This is a genomic window from Streptomyces sp. NEAU-sy36, assembly GCF_013423905.1.
GTDB classification, from domain to species: Bacteria; Actinomycetota; Actinomycetes; order Streptomycetales; family Streptomycetaceae; genus Streptomyces; species Streptomyces misionensis.
The window spans coordinates 2,641,847-2,656,691 of the sequence record NZ_CP058977.1; the positions used below are offsets into that span (position 1 = coordinate 2,641,847).

15 protein-coding genes are annotated in these 14,845 nt (G+C 75.1%); 4 read left to right on the top strand and 11 right to left on the bottom strand.

What is annotated here, in order from left to right:
• Window positions 1-85: 85 nt before the first annotated feature.
• Both HZZ00_RS12235 and HZZ00_RS12240 read right to left on the bottom strand, forming a co-directional pair.
• Entirely contained in the window at window positions 86-448 is a 363-nt protein-coding gene (locus HZZ00_RS12235) for a DUF779 domain-containing protein (RefSeq protein WP_180332199.1), read from the bottom strand.
• 41 nt (window positions 449-489) lie between these two features.
• The gene (locus tag HZZ00_RS12240; protein WP_180332200.1) at window positions 490-1,974 is read right to left on the bottom strand and encodes a cytosine permease; all 1,485 of its coding nucleotides are present in this window, start codon (window positions 1,972-1,974) and stop codon (window positions 490-492) included.
• A 94-nt stretch (window positions 1,975-2,068) separates the two neighbouring features.
• Between HZZ00_RS12240 and HZZ00_RS12245 the strand changes: the two genes are divergently transcribed.
• Together HZZ00_RS12245 and HZZ00_RS12250 are read left to right on the top strand one after the other, a co-directional pair.
• The gene (locus HZZ00_RS12245; RefSeq protein WP_180332201.1) at window positions 2,069-2,803 is read left to right on the top strand and encodes a TetR/AcrR family transcriptional regulator; all 735 of its coding nucleotides are present in this window, start codon (window positions 2,069-2,071) and stop codon (window positions 2,801-2,803) included.
• Between the two features lie 9 nt (window positions 2,804-2,812).
• Complete coding sequence (locus HZZ00_RS12250; protein ID WP_180332202.1) at window positions 2,813-4,432, top strand: amidohydrolase; 1,620 nt, start codon at window positions 2,813-2,815, stop codon at window positions 4,430-4,432.
• A gap of 24 nt (window positions 4,433-4,456) precedes the next feature.
• Here the strand turns inward: HZZ00_RS12250 and HZZ00_RS12255 are convergent, their stop codons facing one another.
• Window positions 4,457-5,143, bottom strand: a complete 687-nt coding sequence (locus tag HZZ00_RS12255; RefSeq protein ID WP_180332203.1) for a DedA family protein — start codon at window positions 5,141-5,143, stop codon at window positions 4,457-4,459.
• 167 nt (window positions 5,144-5,310) lie between these two features.
• Here HZZ00_RS12255 and HZZ00_RS12260 point away from each other — a divergent pair, with 167 nt between their 5' ends.
• Window positions 5,311-5,886, top strand: coding sequence for an HD domain-containing protein (locus HZZ00_RS12260; protein ID WP_180332204.1), 576 nt, complete (start codon window positions 5,311-5,313; stop codon window positions 5,884-5,886).
• Window positions 5,887-5,934: 48 nt separating this feature from the next.
• Window positions 5,935-7,182 carry a GAF domain-containing SpoIIE family protein phosphatase gene (locus HZZ00_RS12265; RefSeq protein ID WP_257585756.1) on the top strand — a complete coding sequence of 416 codons (1,248 nt, stop codon included), beginning with the start codon at window positions 5,935-5,937 and terminating at the stop codon, window positions 7,180-7,182.
• A gap of 37 nt (window positions 7,183-7,219) precedes the next feature.
• On the opposite strand, the gene HZZ00_RS38305 is transcribed toward HZZ00_RS12265, so the two are convergent.
• From HZZ00_RS38305 to HZZ00_RS12305, 8 genes are all read right to left on the bottom strand, one after another.
• Window positions 7,220-7,984 carry a zinc-ribbon domain-containing protein gene (locus HZZ00_RS38305; protein ID WP_257585757.1) on the bottom strand — a complete coding sequence of 255 codons (765 nt, stop codon included), beginning with the start codon at window positions 7,982-7,984 and terminating at the stop codon, window positions 7,220-7,222.
• A 502-nt stretch (window positions 7,985-8,486) separates the two neighbouring features.
• Entirely contained in the window at window positions 8,487-9,050 is a 564-nt protein-coding gene (locus HZZ00_RS12275) for a phage tail protein (protein WP_180332206.1), read from the bottom strand.
• Window positions 9,047-11,005, bottom strand: coding sequence for a putative baseplate assembly protein (locus tag HZZ00_RS12280; RefSeq protein WP_180332207.1), 1,959 nt, complete (start codon window positions 11,003-11,005; stop codon window positions 9,047-9,049). Before HZZ00_RS12280 ends, HZZ00_RS12275 begins: the two co-directional genes overlap by 4 nt.
• Window positions 11,005-11,427, bottom strand: coding sequence for a GPW/gp25 family protein (locus HZZ00_RS12285; RefSeq protein ID WP_070028115.1), 423 nt, complete (start codon window positions 11,425-11,427; stop codon window positions 11,005-11,007). The genes HZZ00_RS12280 and HZZ00_RS12285 overlap by 1 nt, the downstream gene beginning before the upstream one ends.
• Entirely contained in the window at window positions 11,427-11,744 is a 318-nt protein-coding gene (locus HZZ00_RS12290) for a PAAR domain-containing protein (RefSeq protein ID WP_180332208.1), read from the bottom strand. The genes HZZ00_RS12285 and HZZ00_RS12290 overlap by 1 nt, the downstream gene beginning before the upstream one ends.
• A 45-nt stretch (window positions 11,745-11,789) precedes the next feature.
• Entirely contained in the window at window positions 11,790-13,616 is a 1,827-nt protein-coding gene (locus tag HZZ00_RS12295; RefSeq protein WP_180332209.1) for a VgrG-related protein, read from the bottom strand.
• Window positions 13,613-14,335: a LysM peptidoglycan-binding domain-containing protein gene (locus HZZ00_RS12300; protein ID WP_180332210.1), complete on the bottom strand. Its 723-nt coding sequence runs from the start codon at window positions 14,333-14,335 to the stop codon at window positions 13,613-13,615. Before HZZ00_RS12300 ends, HZZ00_RS12295 begins: the two co-directional genes overlap by 4 nt.
• Window positions 14,336-14,384: 49 nt before the next feature.
• Complete coding sequence (locus HZZ00_RS12305) at window positions 14,385-14,810, bottom strand: phage tail protein (RefSeq protein ID WP_070028111.1); 426 nt, start codon at window positions 14,808-14,810, stop codon at window positions 14,385-14,387.
• Between the last annotated feature and the right edge of the window lie 35 nt (window positions 14,811-14,845).

Consider the following 14,845-nt stretch of genomic DNA (forward strand, 5'->3'; position numbering starts at 1 on the left):
GTGATGTCGGCGGTCAGCGCGCAGGGACCGGATGCCAACGGTGCCAGGACGAGCTGCGCGTGAACAACGCTTCAGGTCAATACATCTAGGCCTCGACCACACGGGAACGGGTGAGGAAACGCACCCCCTCGGGTGCCTCCAGGGAGAATCCGCTGCCGCGGCCCGGCACGACGTCCACGATGAGCCGGGTGTGGCGCCAGGCCTCGTACTGGCTGCGGGACATCCAGAAGGTGACCGGCTCGGCCACCCCCGACACGTCCAGCTCCGCCAGCAGTACGTCCGAGTCGCCGGTGCGGAACTCGCCGTCCGGGTAGCACATGGGCGCGCTGCCGTCGCAGCAGCCACCGGACTGGTGGAACATCAGCGGTCCGTGCGCGGCGCGCAGCCGGCGCACCAGTTCCTCGGCGCGCGGGGTGAGTTCGACGCGGGGGACTTCCTCTACTTCCATGTCACCGTCCTGGAGGCCGGGGCGTCCGTCCCGGCCCAGTCTCACGGATGGCCGGGGGACCGTCCAGAGCGCGGCGCGACTCGGACGCCCGTGCGCACCGGGCCGCGCATCAGCAGGGCGTAGGCGGCGGCGGAGACCAGGAGGCCCGCGGGCAGGGCGAGGTCCACATGGCCGAGGGCCGCGGCCGCCGGGCCGGTGTAGACCGTGTCGACGCACAGCGCGGAGGCGGCGACGCCCGCCGAAAGGGCGAGCGCTCCACGCCAGTTGACGCCACCGGTGTACCAGAAGCGGCCGGTGGGGGACTCGTCGGTGAGGGCGGGGCCGTCGTAGCGGCCCCGGCGCAGCAGGATGTCCACGGCGTACACGGCGGTGCTGGGGCCGAGCAGGACCACGGTCAGCTGGAGCACATCGCCGACGGTGTCCAGGAAGTCGGAGACGAGCAGCGCGCACAGGGTGAGCGAGACGGAGACCGTGCCGTCGACCAGGACGCTGAGCGAGCGGCGGATGCGGATGCCGACGGCCTGCAGGGCGAGACCGGCGCTGTAGGCGGTCAGCGCGTTCAGGGCAACGGTGCCGAGGACCAGCGCGAGCAGGAACAGCGGCCGGAACCAGGCGGGGAGCAGCGGTCGCAGCGCCGACTGCGGGTCGTTCATGTCGACGGCGGTGGCCGCGCATGCGCCGAGCCCGCAGACCACCACGCCGGGCAGGAAGCCGCCGAGCGCCGTCCAGCCGGCCACCGCCCAGGGTGAGGTGGTGCGCGGCAGATAGCGGGAGAAGTCGGCGCTGGTGGTGTAGGAGAGGGGGCCGGAGGCGATCAGGGCGACGCCGGCCAGGACGGTCGCCCACAGCGCGTCGCCGCTCAGGGGCCGGTGCGGGGCGTAGGAGAAGTCCGTGTGCCGCAGCACGGCGACCGCGAGGACGGCGAACACGGCCGTCAGCACCAGGGTGATCGGCATGTAGAGACGCACGATCGCGGAGTGGCCGTAGACGCTGATGGCCAGGGTGACCGTGGCGATGAGCACCACGACGACCGCCTTGACCGCGGAGTTCACCGGCAGGCCGGTCCCGGCCACCAGGGAGAAGGCCGCGGTGGCGGCGGCGGCCAGGTTGAGCGCGAAGTAGCAGACGGAGATCAGCCAGCCGGTCACCGCGTTGTTGACCCGGTTGCCGCGCACCCCGTACAGCGCCCGCGTGATGACCTCGCTGGGCGCGCCCGCGGCCGGGCCCGGGACCGCGAGCAGCCCGGTGAGCAGCCAGAAGAGATTGCCGACGACCGTCACCGCGAGCGCCTGCCACAGGCTCAGGCCCATCAGCACCAGCGCGCCGCCGACCACCAGGCTCAGGTAGTTGACGTTGGCGGCGGCCCACACGGAGAACAACTCCCGCGGTCTGCCCCGGCGTTCGGAGTCGGGGATGTGGTCGATGCCGTGCGTCTCCACGCCGCCGGAGTCCCGGGGGGAGGGGGCGGGCCCCTCGGCGGGCGCGGTCTGCGCGTCGGGACAGGGATCGGGGAGCGTGGACGCCATGGGGCCCTCCGGAAGCGGCGGGGAAGGGAGGCCGGGCGCTTGTCGGGCACGCGACCAGTTGCTTATTGGTCGCACACTCAATAGCATCGCTGTCATGTCGTCAAGCGTTCAGCGCAAGCGGATCCGCAAGGATCCGGCGGCCCGGCGGGCGGAGATCGTGACCACGGCCGCCGCGGTCGCCCTGGCGGAGGGCCTGGAGTGCGTCACCCTGCGCCGGATCGGTGAGGAACTGGCCGTGCGCCCGGGGTTGATCAGCCACTACTTCCCGTCGGCCGAGGAACTGGTCGCCGAGGCCTTCGGCCACGCGGCGACCGCGGAACTGGACCGCCTGCTGCCGGGCGCGGGGGGCGGTGCCGGCGAACCGGAGCCGGGTACCGCGGCCGACCGGGCCGAGCCTTCCGGCGCCGAGCCTTCCGGCGCCGGGGCCGTGGAGGCCGGGCCGCTCGCCCGGCTGAGGCGGTTCCTGGGGCGGACGACGGGGGAGGAGTACGACGCCATCAGCCGGCTGTGGATCAACGCCCGGCACCTGAGCCGCTACCGGCCGCTGCTGCGCGAGCGGGTGGCCCGGCAGGAGGCCGCCTGGCGCGGGCGCCTCGAAGGGCTGATCCGGGACGGCGTGGCCGCGGACGAGTTCCGAACCGCCGATCCCCTCGGCGCCGCCGTCCAGATCCTCGTCGTCCTCGACGGCCTCGGCGTCCACGTCAACACCGTCACCCCCGCCCGGCCCGCCGCGGTGCTGCGCATGGCGCACAGCACCGCCGAGCGCGAACTCGGCCTGCCCGCAGGCGCGTTGGACCAGCCCGAGCCCGCCGAACAGTCCCCCTCCTGAAGGAGCCCCGTGCCCGCCGATCTCGTCCTGCTCTCCGCCCGGCTGCTCGACCCCGGCACCGGCGCCCTCCTGCCGCACACCGCGCTCGCCGCGCGGGACGGCCGTATCGTGCTGCTCGGGGACGACCGGGAGGCCCGTGCCCTGGCCGGGCCGCGCAGCACCGTGCTGGACCTGCGCGGCGCGGTGGTCCTGCCGGGCCTGACCGACGGGCACCTGCACCCCGTCTCCGGTGCCGAACGCACCATGGGCGTGGACCTCTCCGCCTGCCGCGACCTCGACGCCGTACGGGCCGCCCTCGCCGACGCCGTGCGCGCGCTGCCGCCGGGCGGCTGGCTGCGCGGCTGGGGCCTGGACCCCAACGCCTTCGGCGGCGCGCCCGTCGGTCATGCGGCCCTCGGGCCCGTCCTCGACGGCGTCCCCGCCTTCATCGAACTCTTCGACGCCCACTCCGCCCTGGCCGGCGCACGTGCCCTGGAACTGGCGGGCATCGACGGGCCGCGCGCCTTCGAGCAGGGCTCGGAGATCGTCTGCGACGCCGACGGACGGCCCACCGGACTCCTGCTGGAGGACGCCGCCTGCGCGCTCGTGGAGGCCGTCGCGCCCCGGCCGACCGAGGCCGAGGTCCGCGCCCGGGCCACCGAGGTGCTGCACGCGATGGCCGCCGCGGGCCTCACCGGCGGGCACGCCATGGACGCCAACGGCGACACCCTCGCCGTCTACGCCGCGCTGGAGGCCGAGGACGCCCTTCCGCTGCGGCTGCGGGTGCACCCCTGGTGCCCGCCGGAGGCCGACGACGACGCCGTGGCCGAGCTGATCCGGCTGCAGGGCACCGGCGGGGCGCTGTGGCGGGTGGCCGGTGTGAAGCTCTTCATGGACGGCACCATCGACAACGGCACCGCCTGGCTGGAGGCGCCCGACCGGCACGGGGAGTCCACCCGCGCCTTCTGGCCCGACCCGCGGCGCTACACCCGGGTGATCGCCGCCCTGCACCGGGCCGGGGTGCCCACCGCCACCCACGCCATCGGGGACGCGGCCGTACGGCATGTGCTCGACTCGGTGGCCCGGGCGCAGTCGGACGGCCCCGGCGCCGTACGGCACCGCGTCGAGCACATCGAGACCGTGCCGGACGACACCGTGCGGCGGTTCGCGCCGCTCGGGGTGGCCGCGTCCATGCAGCCCACCCACTGCTGCGAGTTCACCCGCGCCGACCACACCGACAACTGGTCGCGGCGGCTCGGCGAGGAGCGGGCCGGGCACGCCTTCCGCTGCCGTGACCTGTGGGACGCCGGGGCCCGGGTGGTGCTCGGCTCCGACTGGCCCGTGGCGCCGTACCCGCCGCTGGAGGTCATGGCGGGCGCCCGGCACCGCCGTCCCGCCGATCTCTCCCTGCCGCCGCACGGCCCCGACCAGGCGCTCACCCCGCTGCGGGCCCTGCGCGCGATGACCGTGAACCCGGCCTGGGTCGCGGGGGAGGAGGAGGCCGCCGGGCGGCTCGCCGTCGGCTGCCGCGCCGACCTCACGGTGCTCGCCGAGGACCCGCTGGCCGTCGCGGACACGGAGCTGGCGCAGGTGCCGGTGGTGGCGACCGTGCTGGCGGGACGCGTGACACACCGGGGAGCCGCGCTGTAACCGCCCCGGCGGCGCGGGACCGGATCAGGGATGGCGCCGGTCCTGCCGTTCCCGGCTGTCCCGCCGGTCCTGCCGGTCCTGTGTGTCCCGCCGTTCGCGGCGGGTCCGGGCGGCCTCCAGCAGCAGCGGCAGCAGCGACAGCACGACGACCGCCACGACCAGCAGCAGCAGATAGTCGTTCACCTGGGGCACGGAGGCGCCGAGGGTGAAGCCCGCCAGCACCAGGACCTGCGACCAGAGCACCCCGCCCACGCTCTGCCAGATGGTGAAGGGCCGCAGCGGCACCTCCAGCGCCCCCGCCACCGGATGCAGCACCGTGCGCAGCAGCGGCACGAACCGGCCGAGCACCAGCGCCTTGCCGTAGCCGTACCGGGCGAGCAACTCCTCGGCGCGGGACGCCGCGCCCTTCACCCGCCGGCTGGAGGTGCGCGCGAGCAGCGCCCGGCCGCCGTGCCGCCCGATCAGATAGCCGACCTGGCCCCCGGCCACCGCGCCGACCGCCGCGCACAGCAGCACCTGCCACAGCGCCAGCCGCGGCGGCTGCTGGGCGGTGCCCGCGCACAGCACACCGGCCGGGAACAGCAGCGTGTCCCCGGGCAGGAAGAAGCCGACGACCAGCAGACCGGACTCCGCGAAGATCACCGTCAGCACCCCGAGCGCGCCGAAGGCCGCCAGCACCGAGGCGCTGTCCATCGGGTTGACGGCGATCACCGGCCGCGCCTCCTGGCCTCCTCGCGGGTCTCCACCCTCACCAGGATCGCGTGCCCGGCACGCCGGCGCCCATGCCCGCACGGACCGCGCGGAGCGGAACGGACCGGACATCCCCCGGCCACCCCTCGTACACCCGGCCGTACACCCCGCCGAGGCAGCGTGGCCCCATGACGCACCACCCGATCCGCCCCGTCCCGTCCGTCGACGCGCTGATGGACCTGCTGGCCGGCTGCGCCGGCGTCTGGGACACCCCGGACCGCTCCGGCGACCCGGTGGACATCCTCGACCACGGCCTCCAGGTCGCCGCCCTGCTCGCCGCGAGCCACCCGGACGACGAGGAGGTGCAGGTCGCCGGGCTCGTGCACGACCTCGGCCACCGCCTCGTGCCGGGCGACGAGGCGGGACACGGCGCGCATGCCGCGGCGGCGGTCGAGGGCCTCCTCGGCCCCCGGGTCGCCCGCCTGGTCGCCCTGCACGTTCCGGCCAAGCGCTATCTCGCGGCGACCGACCCGCACCTCGCGCTGTCCCCGGAGAGCGCCCGCACGCTGGGCCGGCAGGGCGGCCCCATGACCCCCGACGAGGCCGCCGCCTTCGCGGCCGGCCCCGACTTCGCGGCGGCCCTCGCGCTGCGCCGCGCCGACGACGCGGGCAAGGTGGTCGGCGCCCGCGTGGCGGCGCCGGAGACCTGGCGGCCCGTCCTGGAGCGGGTCGCCGCCCGCCGGGCGGGGACCCGTGCGTGCTGATGTGGTCATGGCGGGACGGTGCGGGGATCCCCCTCTAAGGTGAGTGCTGTGGTGGATTGGTTTCACCCGTTCCGTCAGCCGACGGTGGACGCCGTCGGGCCCGGATACGGCAGACCCGCCCGGGAGGAGACCCGCGTCCCGGCGGGCCCGGCCGAGCTGCGCGCGGTGGCGGCCGGGATCGGCACCACCCTGGACGAGGACACCACCTGCGCCGAGCTGACCCGCACCGCCGCGGCCCGGCTGGGCGGCGCCGCGGCCGTGCTCAGCTGGGGCCGCGAGACCGCGGTGGGCTACGCGGCCGTCGGCGGCGACCCGGAGCTGCTGCCCGAGGCGCGGCGGGTCGCGGCGGCGGTCCCGCCGGGCGCCGACCCGGACGAGGACCGGTGGATCGCGGCCGGGCCCGGCGACGAACGCGCCGCGCTCTGTGTGCCGCTGACGGCGGGCGGCCACTGCTACGGCGTGCTCGTCTGCGCCCGCGGGAACGAGCCGTACCCGGGGCCGGAGACCGAGTTCCTGCGGTTCCTCGCCGAGCGCGCCGCCTCCCACATCCGGCACGCCCGCGAGCACCACGCGGTCAGCGGCATCATCGGCAAGCTCCAGCGCGCCCTGCTGGCCGAACCGGGCCGGCCGCACCCCAATCTGGACGTCGCCATCCGCTATCTGCCGGTCGGGAACAGCACGCTGGTCGGCGGAGACTGGTGCGAGACCGTACGACTGCACTTCGGCCGCACCCTGCTGGTCGTCGGCGACGTCATGGGGCACGGCCTGGAGGCCGCCGTCGACATGACCGCCTACCGCTCCGCCCTGCGCTACGTCGCCTCCGCCGACCTGCCCCCGCACCGCGTGCTGCGCCAGCTCGACGGCATGGCCGCCGAGGAACCCGACCGCAGGCCCGCCACCTGCCTGCTGGCGCAGGTCGACCCCAACCGGGGCATGGTGACGCTGGCCGGTGCCGGACACCTGCCGCCGTTCGTGATCGACCGGGACGGGCGGGCCACCCGGCTGCCGGTGCCGGTCGGCCCGCCCCTGGGCACCGGCTTCGGCGGCTACGAACCGGCCACCTGCCGGCTGGCGCCCGGGCAGACCCTCGTGCTGTTCACGGACGGTCTGGTCGAGCGGCGCGGCGAGGACATCGACCGCTCCCTGGACCGGCTGGCCGGCATCCGCTTCGGGACCGGCGCCGGACCCGAGGAGATCCTCGACACCGTCGTCACCCGCCTCGACGTCCGCGACACGGAGGACGACGTCGCCGTCCTGGCCGCCCGGCTGCGCCCGCGATCCTCCCCGGCCGGGTAGCCCGGACGACGGCGCGCCGGCCGGGCCGGCCGGACGCTCAGCTCCGCTGGAAGAACTCGACCTCCGCGAGCGCGACGTGACGGCCCGCCGTCAGCCCCGTGACCGAACGCAGCACCAGTCGCACGCCCACCACGTCGTCGATCCCGGTCGTGACGGTCTGCGGGCCCGCCTTGTCGCCGAGGGACACCGACGTGCGGTGCACGGTGCCGTCGGAGGACGTGACCTCCATGTCCATCTGCAAGGCGCGGGCCTCGGCCGCGTACTGCTGCGGCGAGTCGGAGGCGCCGTTGGTGATGATGAGATCCACCAGCCGGAACGGCTTGCCGAAGGTGTACGTCACCGACGCCCCCGGCCCCGGCGCGCCCCAGTAGCGGTTGCTCAGGCCGTCCGTGGTGTTCGAGGCCGGATGCCCGCTCACCGAGGCGCTCGCCGTGACGTGCACCGGCGTGACCGCCTTGGTGCCGCCCAGTTTGTCCCGGGTGTCCTCGACCAGGGAGCGTCCGGCGGGCAGCAGCAGGAACCCGCCCACGCACAGCGCGGCGACCACCACCAGGATCACCAGCAACCGCACCCAGCGTCCGGAGCCCGCCCGCACCCGGCGCCGGAACGGCCACACGGTCCGCCACCACGGCAGCGCCTCCGCAGCCGCCCGCGGGTCCAGCGGGGTGGCGCAGCGGCGGCAGAACCGGCGCCCCGGCGGGTTCGGCGTCCCGCACGCGGGGCACGGCGGCCCCACCACCTCCTCGCGCTCGGGCACCGGCCGCACGACGGGCCGCGGCGCGACCGCCTTGGCGGGCTGCACCGGGGCGGGCTGCCGCGGATCGGGTTCGGCGGGCTCGGGTGCGCGGGGCGCCGGGGGTGCCGGGCGCGCCGGGGGCGCGGCCGGGGTCGGTGCGGAAGAGACCGGCGGTGTCGGTGGTGTCGGTGTCGGCGGGTTCGGCGGTGCATGTGGTGCCGCTGATGCCGGAGGTGCGGAGGGTGCCGCGGGCGTACTCGGGGCGTCGGCGCTCCCGGGAGGGGTACCGGCCGTCGCGGTGGTCGTACCGGCCGCCGAGCGGATCGTACCGGGGGCAGGCGCGGTCGGGGCGCTCGGCGGGTCGTCGTCGATGCCGGGGGTACGGTCGTCCCCCTCACGGCGGGCCGAACGGGGTTCCCGAGAGGGCAGGGGGGCGTCGGTAGCCGGGTCCGGCTCCTCCGCGGAGCGGCCGGCCTCCGCCGACCACCCCAGGTACGCCCCGCAGTTGCCGCAGAAATCGTCGTCGGGGCCGTTGGACGCCCCGCACGCGGGACAGGCGCGCATGGCGTCACCTCCCTTCGTCGGCGGGCGGGCCGGACAGGATCTCCACCCGGCAGGGGACATGGACAGGACAGTGGGCGCGGACGACCTCCCGGACGCGGACCGCGTCCACCTCCGGCTCCCGGCCCGGCCACACCCGGACCAGCACCTCGCCGGACGGCGCGGGCGGCAGGGGCGTGCCCGCGGTGCGGGACCACACCGCGCCGCCGTCGCCGACGACCTCGGCGTGCACCCCGAGCGTCAGCCGCAGCCGCTCCACCAGACCGCGCCGGGTGCCGCGCCAGCGGTGCAGTTCGACCGCGCGCACCACCGCCTCGCGGCGCAGCTCCGCGGGCCGTTCGGGGTCGTCGGCGGCGCCCACCCAGGACGCCAGCCAGGCCACGAAGTCCGCCGGGGCGACCCGCGGATCGAGATACGCGGGGAGGTTGTCGAGGGTGGAGAACACCGGGGCGAGGACGGTGTCCAGGCCCGCCGTGAACCGCTGGGCGAAGTCGTCGTCGGCGTAGAGCGCGGGCAGCAGCCCGCCGATGGGGTGCCGGCTCGGCAGTCCGGGTACGGCGGCACGGCTCATGGGCGGGCCTCCGGCTCCATCGGCTGCACGACGACCTGGTGCTGGTAGGAGAAGACCAGCGCGCCCGGACCCACGTCGATGCGGTCCACCGGCGCGCCCCGCCGCCCGGTGATCGGGTCGGCGGCGAACAACCGGATCTCCTCCACCAGCGCGTTGCCCGTGGCGCGTTGCAGCACGCCGAACACCTCCCCGTACTGCACCGGCCGCCCGAACGGCCACCCGGTGCCGTCCGGACCGCCGCGCAGCGGGTTGAGGTACCGGAACAGCGCGGCGAGCGCCGCGTCCCGCACCCGGTCGGTGTCGCCGGGCGCGGTCGCGAGCCGGGCCACCACGGTGACGCCCTGGTAGACCGGCGGCTCCACCACCAACCGGGTCCCGATCAGCCGCCGTTCGTCCAGACTCCCGGTGATCGCGGCCAGCACCTGGTCCGAGGGGATGAGCTGCTCGAAGCGGAGCCGGTCGCCGTCGTCCGCCACCGCGTCCGGCACCACCAGCACCCGCACCGCGCCCGCCCCGTCCCCGGCGGGCAGACAGCGCACCCGGCGCACCGAGGGGGCCGCCTGCCGGGCGATGATCTCGTGGTCCTCCGCGGTGACCGCCCGCTCCTGCATGCGCAGCGCGTCCGGGGCCCGCAGCTTGGCGTTCTCCACCGTCTCGCCGTCCACCCCGCCGCGTGCCGCCTCCCGGTTGACGACCCGCGCGATGTACGGCACCGAGCTGCGCAGCACGGAGATCGCGCCGCGGGCGACGTTGCCGGCCGGGCCGCCACCGGTGCGGTAGCGGGTCACCCGGATGTGGGCGCCCTTCTCCGGCACCGCGCCGCACAGCCGCAGCGTGCCGTCCGGCTCGCGCAGCGCGGGCGGGAAGAGGAACTCGCCGGTGGTGGCGTCCACCCGGACGTGCCGGTCGCCGGGCCCCGAGCGGCCGAAGTGCTCGACGACCTCCCAGCGCTGCCAGCCGTCGGCCGAGGAGACCTCCACCAGCGGGGGCTCGCCGTCCAGCAGCACGGGCGGTCGGCCCAGCCGGAAGCTCTGGCCCGCGACCCCCTCCGAGGTGCCGAGCGGCACATCGGTGACGGTCTCGGCGTGCTCGACCGGGGTGGTGCCGCCGACGGTGAACACCGTCGCCTCCCGCACCGTCGGCGACTCCGAGTAGAACGGCTGGCCCGGCTCCGCCTCGGTGACCCGGCAGCGCAGCCAGCCCGCCCGGGTGCCGCCGATCACGGACGCCGTGTGCCCGGCCGGCACGTACACGATCACCTCGCCGGGCCGGTTCAGACCGCCCGTGCTGTCCGAGCCGGTCTCGCACTCCTGCCAGCGGCCCCCGTCCCACGCCTCCCACGCCAGCGGCGGCTGGCGCGGGTCCACGCCGACACCCTCCACCCGGCTGTCCAGGCGCACCGCCACGATGCACCGGGGCACCGCGGCGGGCAGACCGAACAGCAGCGCGTCGCCCGGCTGCGGGGCCGCCTGGAAGCACCGCACGTCCCGGCCCTCGGCCAGCTCACCGGTCCGGTCGGTCTGCTCACCGGACCGGGGCGCGGTCACCAGCCGCACCAACTCGCTGGGCACGATGCGCAGTTCGCCGGTGGTCGCGAACACCACCGGTTCCTCGGCCTCACCGTCCGCGGTGGTCACCTCGGTGCCCGCGGGCAGCGTCACCGCCTCGGGCTGCGGCGCCGACAGCCAGAAGTCGACCTCGGCGCCGGCCGCCGCGGGCGGGAACAGCCGGATGCCCAACAGGTCCAGGAACGCGGTGTAGTTCTTGTCCGGCACCCGGTTCAGCCGGTACAGCAGCTGGTCCACGAGGTAGGCGAACGTCTCGATCAGGGTGACGCCCGGGTCGGACACGTTGTGGTCGGTCCACTCGGGCGCGCGCTGCTGCACATAGCGCTTCGCCTCGTCGACGAGTTGCTGGAAGCGCCGGTCGTCCAGATTGGGGGAGGGCAGGGCCATCAGTCCGCGACCGCTTCCTCGGCCCCCTCCTCGGAGGGGATCGTGTAGAAGGGAAACACCAGGTTGCGCCGGTCGTTGGTGGAGCGGATGGTGTAGCGCACGTCGATGTAGAGGGTGCCGGCGTCGACCTCGTCGAAGGCGACCACCACCTCGTCCACCGCGATCCGCGGCTCCCAGCGCTCCAGCGCCTCGCGCACCTGCTGGGCGATCCGGCCCGCCGTGGCGCCGTCGCCCGGCGCGAAGACGTAGTCGTGGATGCCGCAGCCGAACTCCGGCCGCATCGGCCGCTCGCCGGGGGCGGTGCCCAGGACCAGCCGGATGGCCTCCTCGATCTCCCGCTCCCGCTCCACCAGCGCGATCCCGCCGGTCGGCCCGACCCGCAGCGGGAACGCCCAGCCCCGCCCGATGAACCGCTCGCTCATCACACCCCTCCGATCTGCACGTTCAGGGCGCCGAGCAGCACCGTCGCGCCGCACGCGGCGGTGTCGCCCGCCCGCGCGGCCGGCAGCCCGCCGATCAGGACCATGCCCGAGGTCAGCGAGGCCGGACTGGGCAGGATCACATTGGCCGGGCCGAGCAACGCGTGCGGCGGCATCGGACAGGTGTGCAGACTGCCCACGACGGCGGCGGGACGGCCGCCGATCAGCACCCGGGCCACCGTCGCGGCGGCGCCGGGCGGCGGGGTGGCGATCACACCGCCGTGACTGGTGGAATCGCCGGTACGGGCTGCGCCGGACATGGCGGGCTCCTCCTCGAAGTACGTGCGTACACAAAGTGCGGTCGGTCAGTTGATGCGTACGAGGTCCGCCTTCAGCACCCCCAGCAGGCCGCCGTCCAGCGTGAGGTCGGTCTGCCCGTTGACGGACGCCGAACGTCCGTGCGCCCTCACCGAGTTGGTGCCTTCGATCTCCACATCGGCGCCCTTCACGGTGACCTTGCCGGTGCCCGCGTCGAGCGTGATGCCGCGCTCGTCCAGCCGCACCGAGGACAGCGCCCGCCGGCCGCCGGCCGCGTACACGGTCAGCTCGATCCGGTCGTTGCGGTCGTCGAGCAGCACCTCCATGCGCTCGTCCGCCGTCCGCAGCCGCACCCCGGACGGACCCGGCGCCCGCGCGTCCAGCAGTTCCACCCGGTGCCCCGAACGGGACACCACGGAGCGGCGGTTGACCTTGCCGCTGGTGCCGTCGACCAGCGGCACGTCGTGCGGGGAAGGACCGTCCACGCCGTTGTAGAGGCCGCCGATGACGTACGGGCAGTCCAGCAGGCCCTGTTCGAAGCCGACCAGCACCTCGTCGTTGACCTCCGGGCTGACCACACCCCCGCCGCCCTTGCCGCCCCACTGCACCGTACGCACCCAGTCGGTCACGTAGGTGTCGTCCAGCCAGGGGAACTTGAGCCGTACCGCGCCGTTCTGCGCGCCGCCCGGCTCCCGTACGTCCGTCACCACGCCGATCGCCAGACCCGGGATGCGCGGCCCGCGGCCGGGCGCGTTGGCGCCGGTCACCAGGCCCGCCAGGGACCGGTCCGGGCTGGCGCTGACCCACACCGTGGTCCGGTAGCCCTCGCCGGGGTCCAGACTGTGCTGCACGGCCGTCGCCGTGTACCGGCCGGAGAACGCCGGCCCGACGTTGCCGAGCGCCACCGGCAGCCCCGCCCGCAGCCGCGGACTGCCCTCCGCCACGACCTCCAGCTCGGCGAACCCGTCGGCCACCTGCGCGGAGATCGCCGCCGCGGCCGCGGCCGTCTCGGCCTGCGTGCGGTACGGGGTGTCCGTCACCGTCAGCTTTGCCGACGCCCCGAACGTGGCGGCGAGCGCCGGGGAGAGGCCGGGCAGCACCGTCTTGCTGGCCACCGACGGCTGCCGGGCCACCAACGGGGTCCTGGTGGAGACGTCCCAGCCGCGCACCTCCACCGAGGACGCGCCGTCCGCGCCCGACAGCGCCGCCCGCAACGCCAGCAGATTGCGCCCGTACTCCAGCACCATGGGGTTCTGCGTGGCCGGGGTCGACGGCGCGGGCGCCCCCGACGCCGGCTCGGGCCGGGTGAACTGGAGCACGCCCTTGGTGTCCACCCGCACCTGCGCGCCGCTCTCGCCCGCCAGGTACTGCAGGAAGTCCCAGTCGGAGACGTTGGCCTGCGACAACTGCTTGTAGGTGACCGGCGCGGCCTCCACCTTCCCGCAGGCGAGACCCGCGCCCGCGGCCACCTTGCGCACGATGGCCTCGGCCGTCATGTTCCGGTACGCCACCACCTTGCGGCCCCGCTGGAGCCGGTGAGCCTTGGAGTAGCCGCGCACCACCGTGAACGACCCGGTGCCGTCCCGGTCGATCTCCACCGCGGTGACCTCGCCGTCGAACAGCGTCTCGCGCGACTGCCCGGAGACCGTCATCACCGACACCCGCAGCGGCGTGCCGAGGGTGATGCCGCTCGCCCCCAGGAACTCGTTGTCGGGATCGCGGTAGGTGAGCACCGCGGTGTCCGGCAGGCCCACGTTCTCGTCCACCACACAGCTGACCAGCTGGGCCGCCCAGACCTGCGGCAGCTCGCCGGGCGCCTCCACGATCGGGTCCGCCGCGAAGGACCGGCCGCCCCGCGCCTCCGGTGTGCTCACCGCTCCTCCTCACCGCCCGCGTCCCCGAGCGCCGGCACCACCAGTTCGGTGCCGGGCGGCAGGTCCATCGGGTCGTCGATCCCGTTCGCCTCCGCGATGACCCGCCAGGCCGTCGCGTTGCCGTACTCCCGCCAGGCGAGCAGCGCGAGGCTGTCCCCGGCCACCACCGTGTGGGTGCTGCGGGCCGTGCGCGATCCCGAGGTGGGGTTCTGCCCCGCCGGGTCGACGCTCGCCTCCTCCACCGACAGCGCGCAGGTCGCCCGCAGCGGCTTGCCGTCGACGTCGAACAGCGTGTACGTCACCGACAGGCTGGACAGCACCCCGTCGAACGACGTGGTGCGCGCGGTGCCCCACTCGAACCGCACCCAGGGGCTCGCCGGTTTCTTGCGCGCCAGACTCGCCGGCGTCGGCACGCAGCCCTTCATCAGCTTCTCCACCGCCTGCTCGACCGAGTCGTCGTGCGTCGAGGTCGCGTCGAGGAACACCTCCAGGCTCAGCTCCCGCGGCCCGCTGCCCACGAACTCCGGCAGCGCCGACTGCCCGGCCATCCGCGAGGGGGTGCGCCGCCACGAGGTGGTCTTGCGCAACTGCAGGGTGGACGGGTTGAACTGGAGGTTCAGCCGCGCGATGGTTCCGCCGGGCTTCGCGCCGACCACCGAAGGGGGTTCCTTCAGGGTCAGCTGGGCCCGGGCACGGCTGGTGCGGGCCGCAGGGGACATACCGGGAACTCCTTTCGAACGGATCGGGGCGTCGGGGGCGGGGGCGGGATCAGGAGGGCCGCAGCCCCTCGTGGGCGATCTCCAGCGTCTCCACCGCCGCCTGCGAGGACGCCGGATCGAACGACGGGCCCTGCCAGCGCACCGGCACGATGCCGAGCACCTGCCAGCTGATGATCCGGGACAGATCCGGCTTCAGCGCCACGATCTCCCCGTCCTTGGGCTCCACCCGGCGCAGCGTCTGGTCGAGCCACCGGCCGATCTTGACGGTGTCCGCGGTGACCGGCCGGGTGAGCGTGATGTTCGACCAGGTGACCCGGCCCGGCAGCTGCCAGGTGAAGCCGTTGTTGCCGCCCTCGGCGTAACTCTCCAGCTCCACCTGCGCGCCCATCCCGGAGCAGGTGTGAAAGGCCCCCAGGTCGTTGCCGCCGATCGAGAGCCGGAAGAACACGCTCGTCGCGAAGATGTTGTCCGTCATCCGTGGGCCATCCGTTCCATGTCCTCAGCGCGTCC

What these genes read in the sequence shown, in the direction of transcription:
- HZZ00_RS12235 (WP_180332199.1), bottom strand. Translation starts at nt 448, where the DNA reads ATGGAAGTAGAGGAAGTCCCCCGCGTCGAACTCACCCCGCGCGCCGAG.
- HZZ00_RS12245 (WP_180332201.1), top strand. Translation starts at nt 2,069, where the DNA reads ATGTCGTCAAGCGTTCAGCGCAAGCGGATCCGCAAGGATCCGGCGGCC.
- HZZ00_RS12240 (WP_180332200.1), bottom strand. Translation starts at nt 1,974, where the DNA reads ATGGCGTCCACGCTCCCCGATCCCTGTCCCGACGCGCAGACCGCGCCC.
- HZZ00_RS12300 (WP_180332210.1), bottom strand. Translation starts at nt 14,335, where the DNA reads ATGTCCCCTGCGGCCCGCACCAGCCGTGCCCGGGCCCAGCTGACCCTG.
- HZZ00_RS12280 (WP_180332207.1), bottom strand. Translation starts at nt 11,005, where the DNA reads ATGGCCCTGCCCTCCCCCAATCTGGACGACCGGCGCTTCCAGCAACTC.
- HZZ00_RS12275 (WP_180332206.1), bottom strand. Translation starts at nt 9,050, where the DNA reads ATGAGCCGTGCCGCCGTACCCGGACTGCCGAGCCGGCACCCCATCGGC.
- HZZ00_RS12260 (WP_180332204.1), top strand. Translation starts at nt 5,311, where the DNA reads ATGACGCACCACCCGATCCGCCCCGTCCCGTCCGTCGACGCGCTGATG.
- HZZ00_RS12305 (WP_070028111.1), bottom strand. Translation starts at nt 14,810, where the DNA reads ATGACGGACAACATCTTCGCGACGAGCGTGTTCTTCCGGCTCTCGATC.
- HZZ00_RS12285 (WP_070028115.1), bottom strand. Translation starts at nt 11,427, where the DNA reads ATGAGCGAGCGGTTCATCGGGCGGGGCTGGGCGTTCCCGCTGCGGGTC.
- HZZ00_RS12290 (WP_180332208.1), bottom strand. Translation starts at nt 11,744, where the DNA reads ATGTCCGGCGCAGCCCGTACCGGCGATTCCACCAGTCACGGCGGTGTG.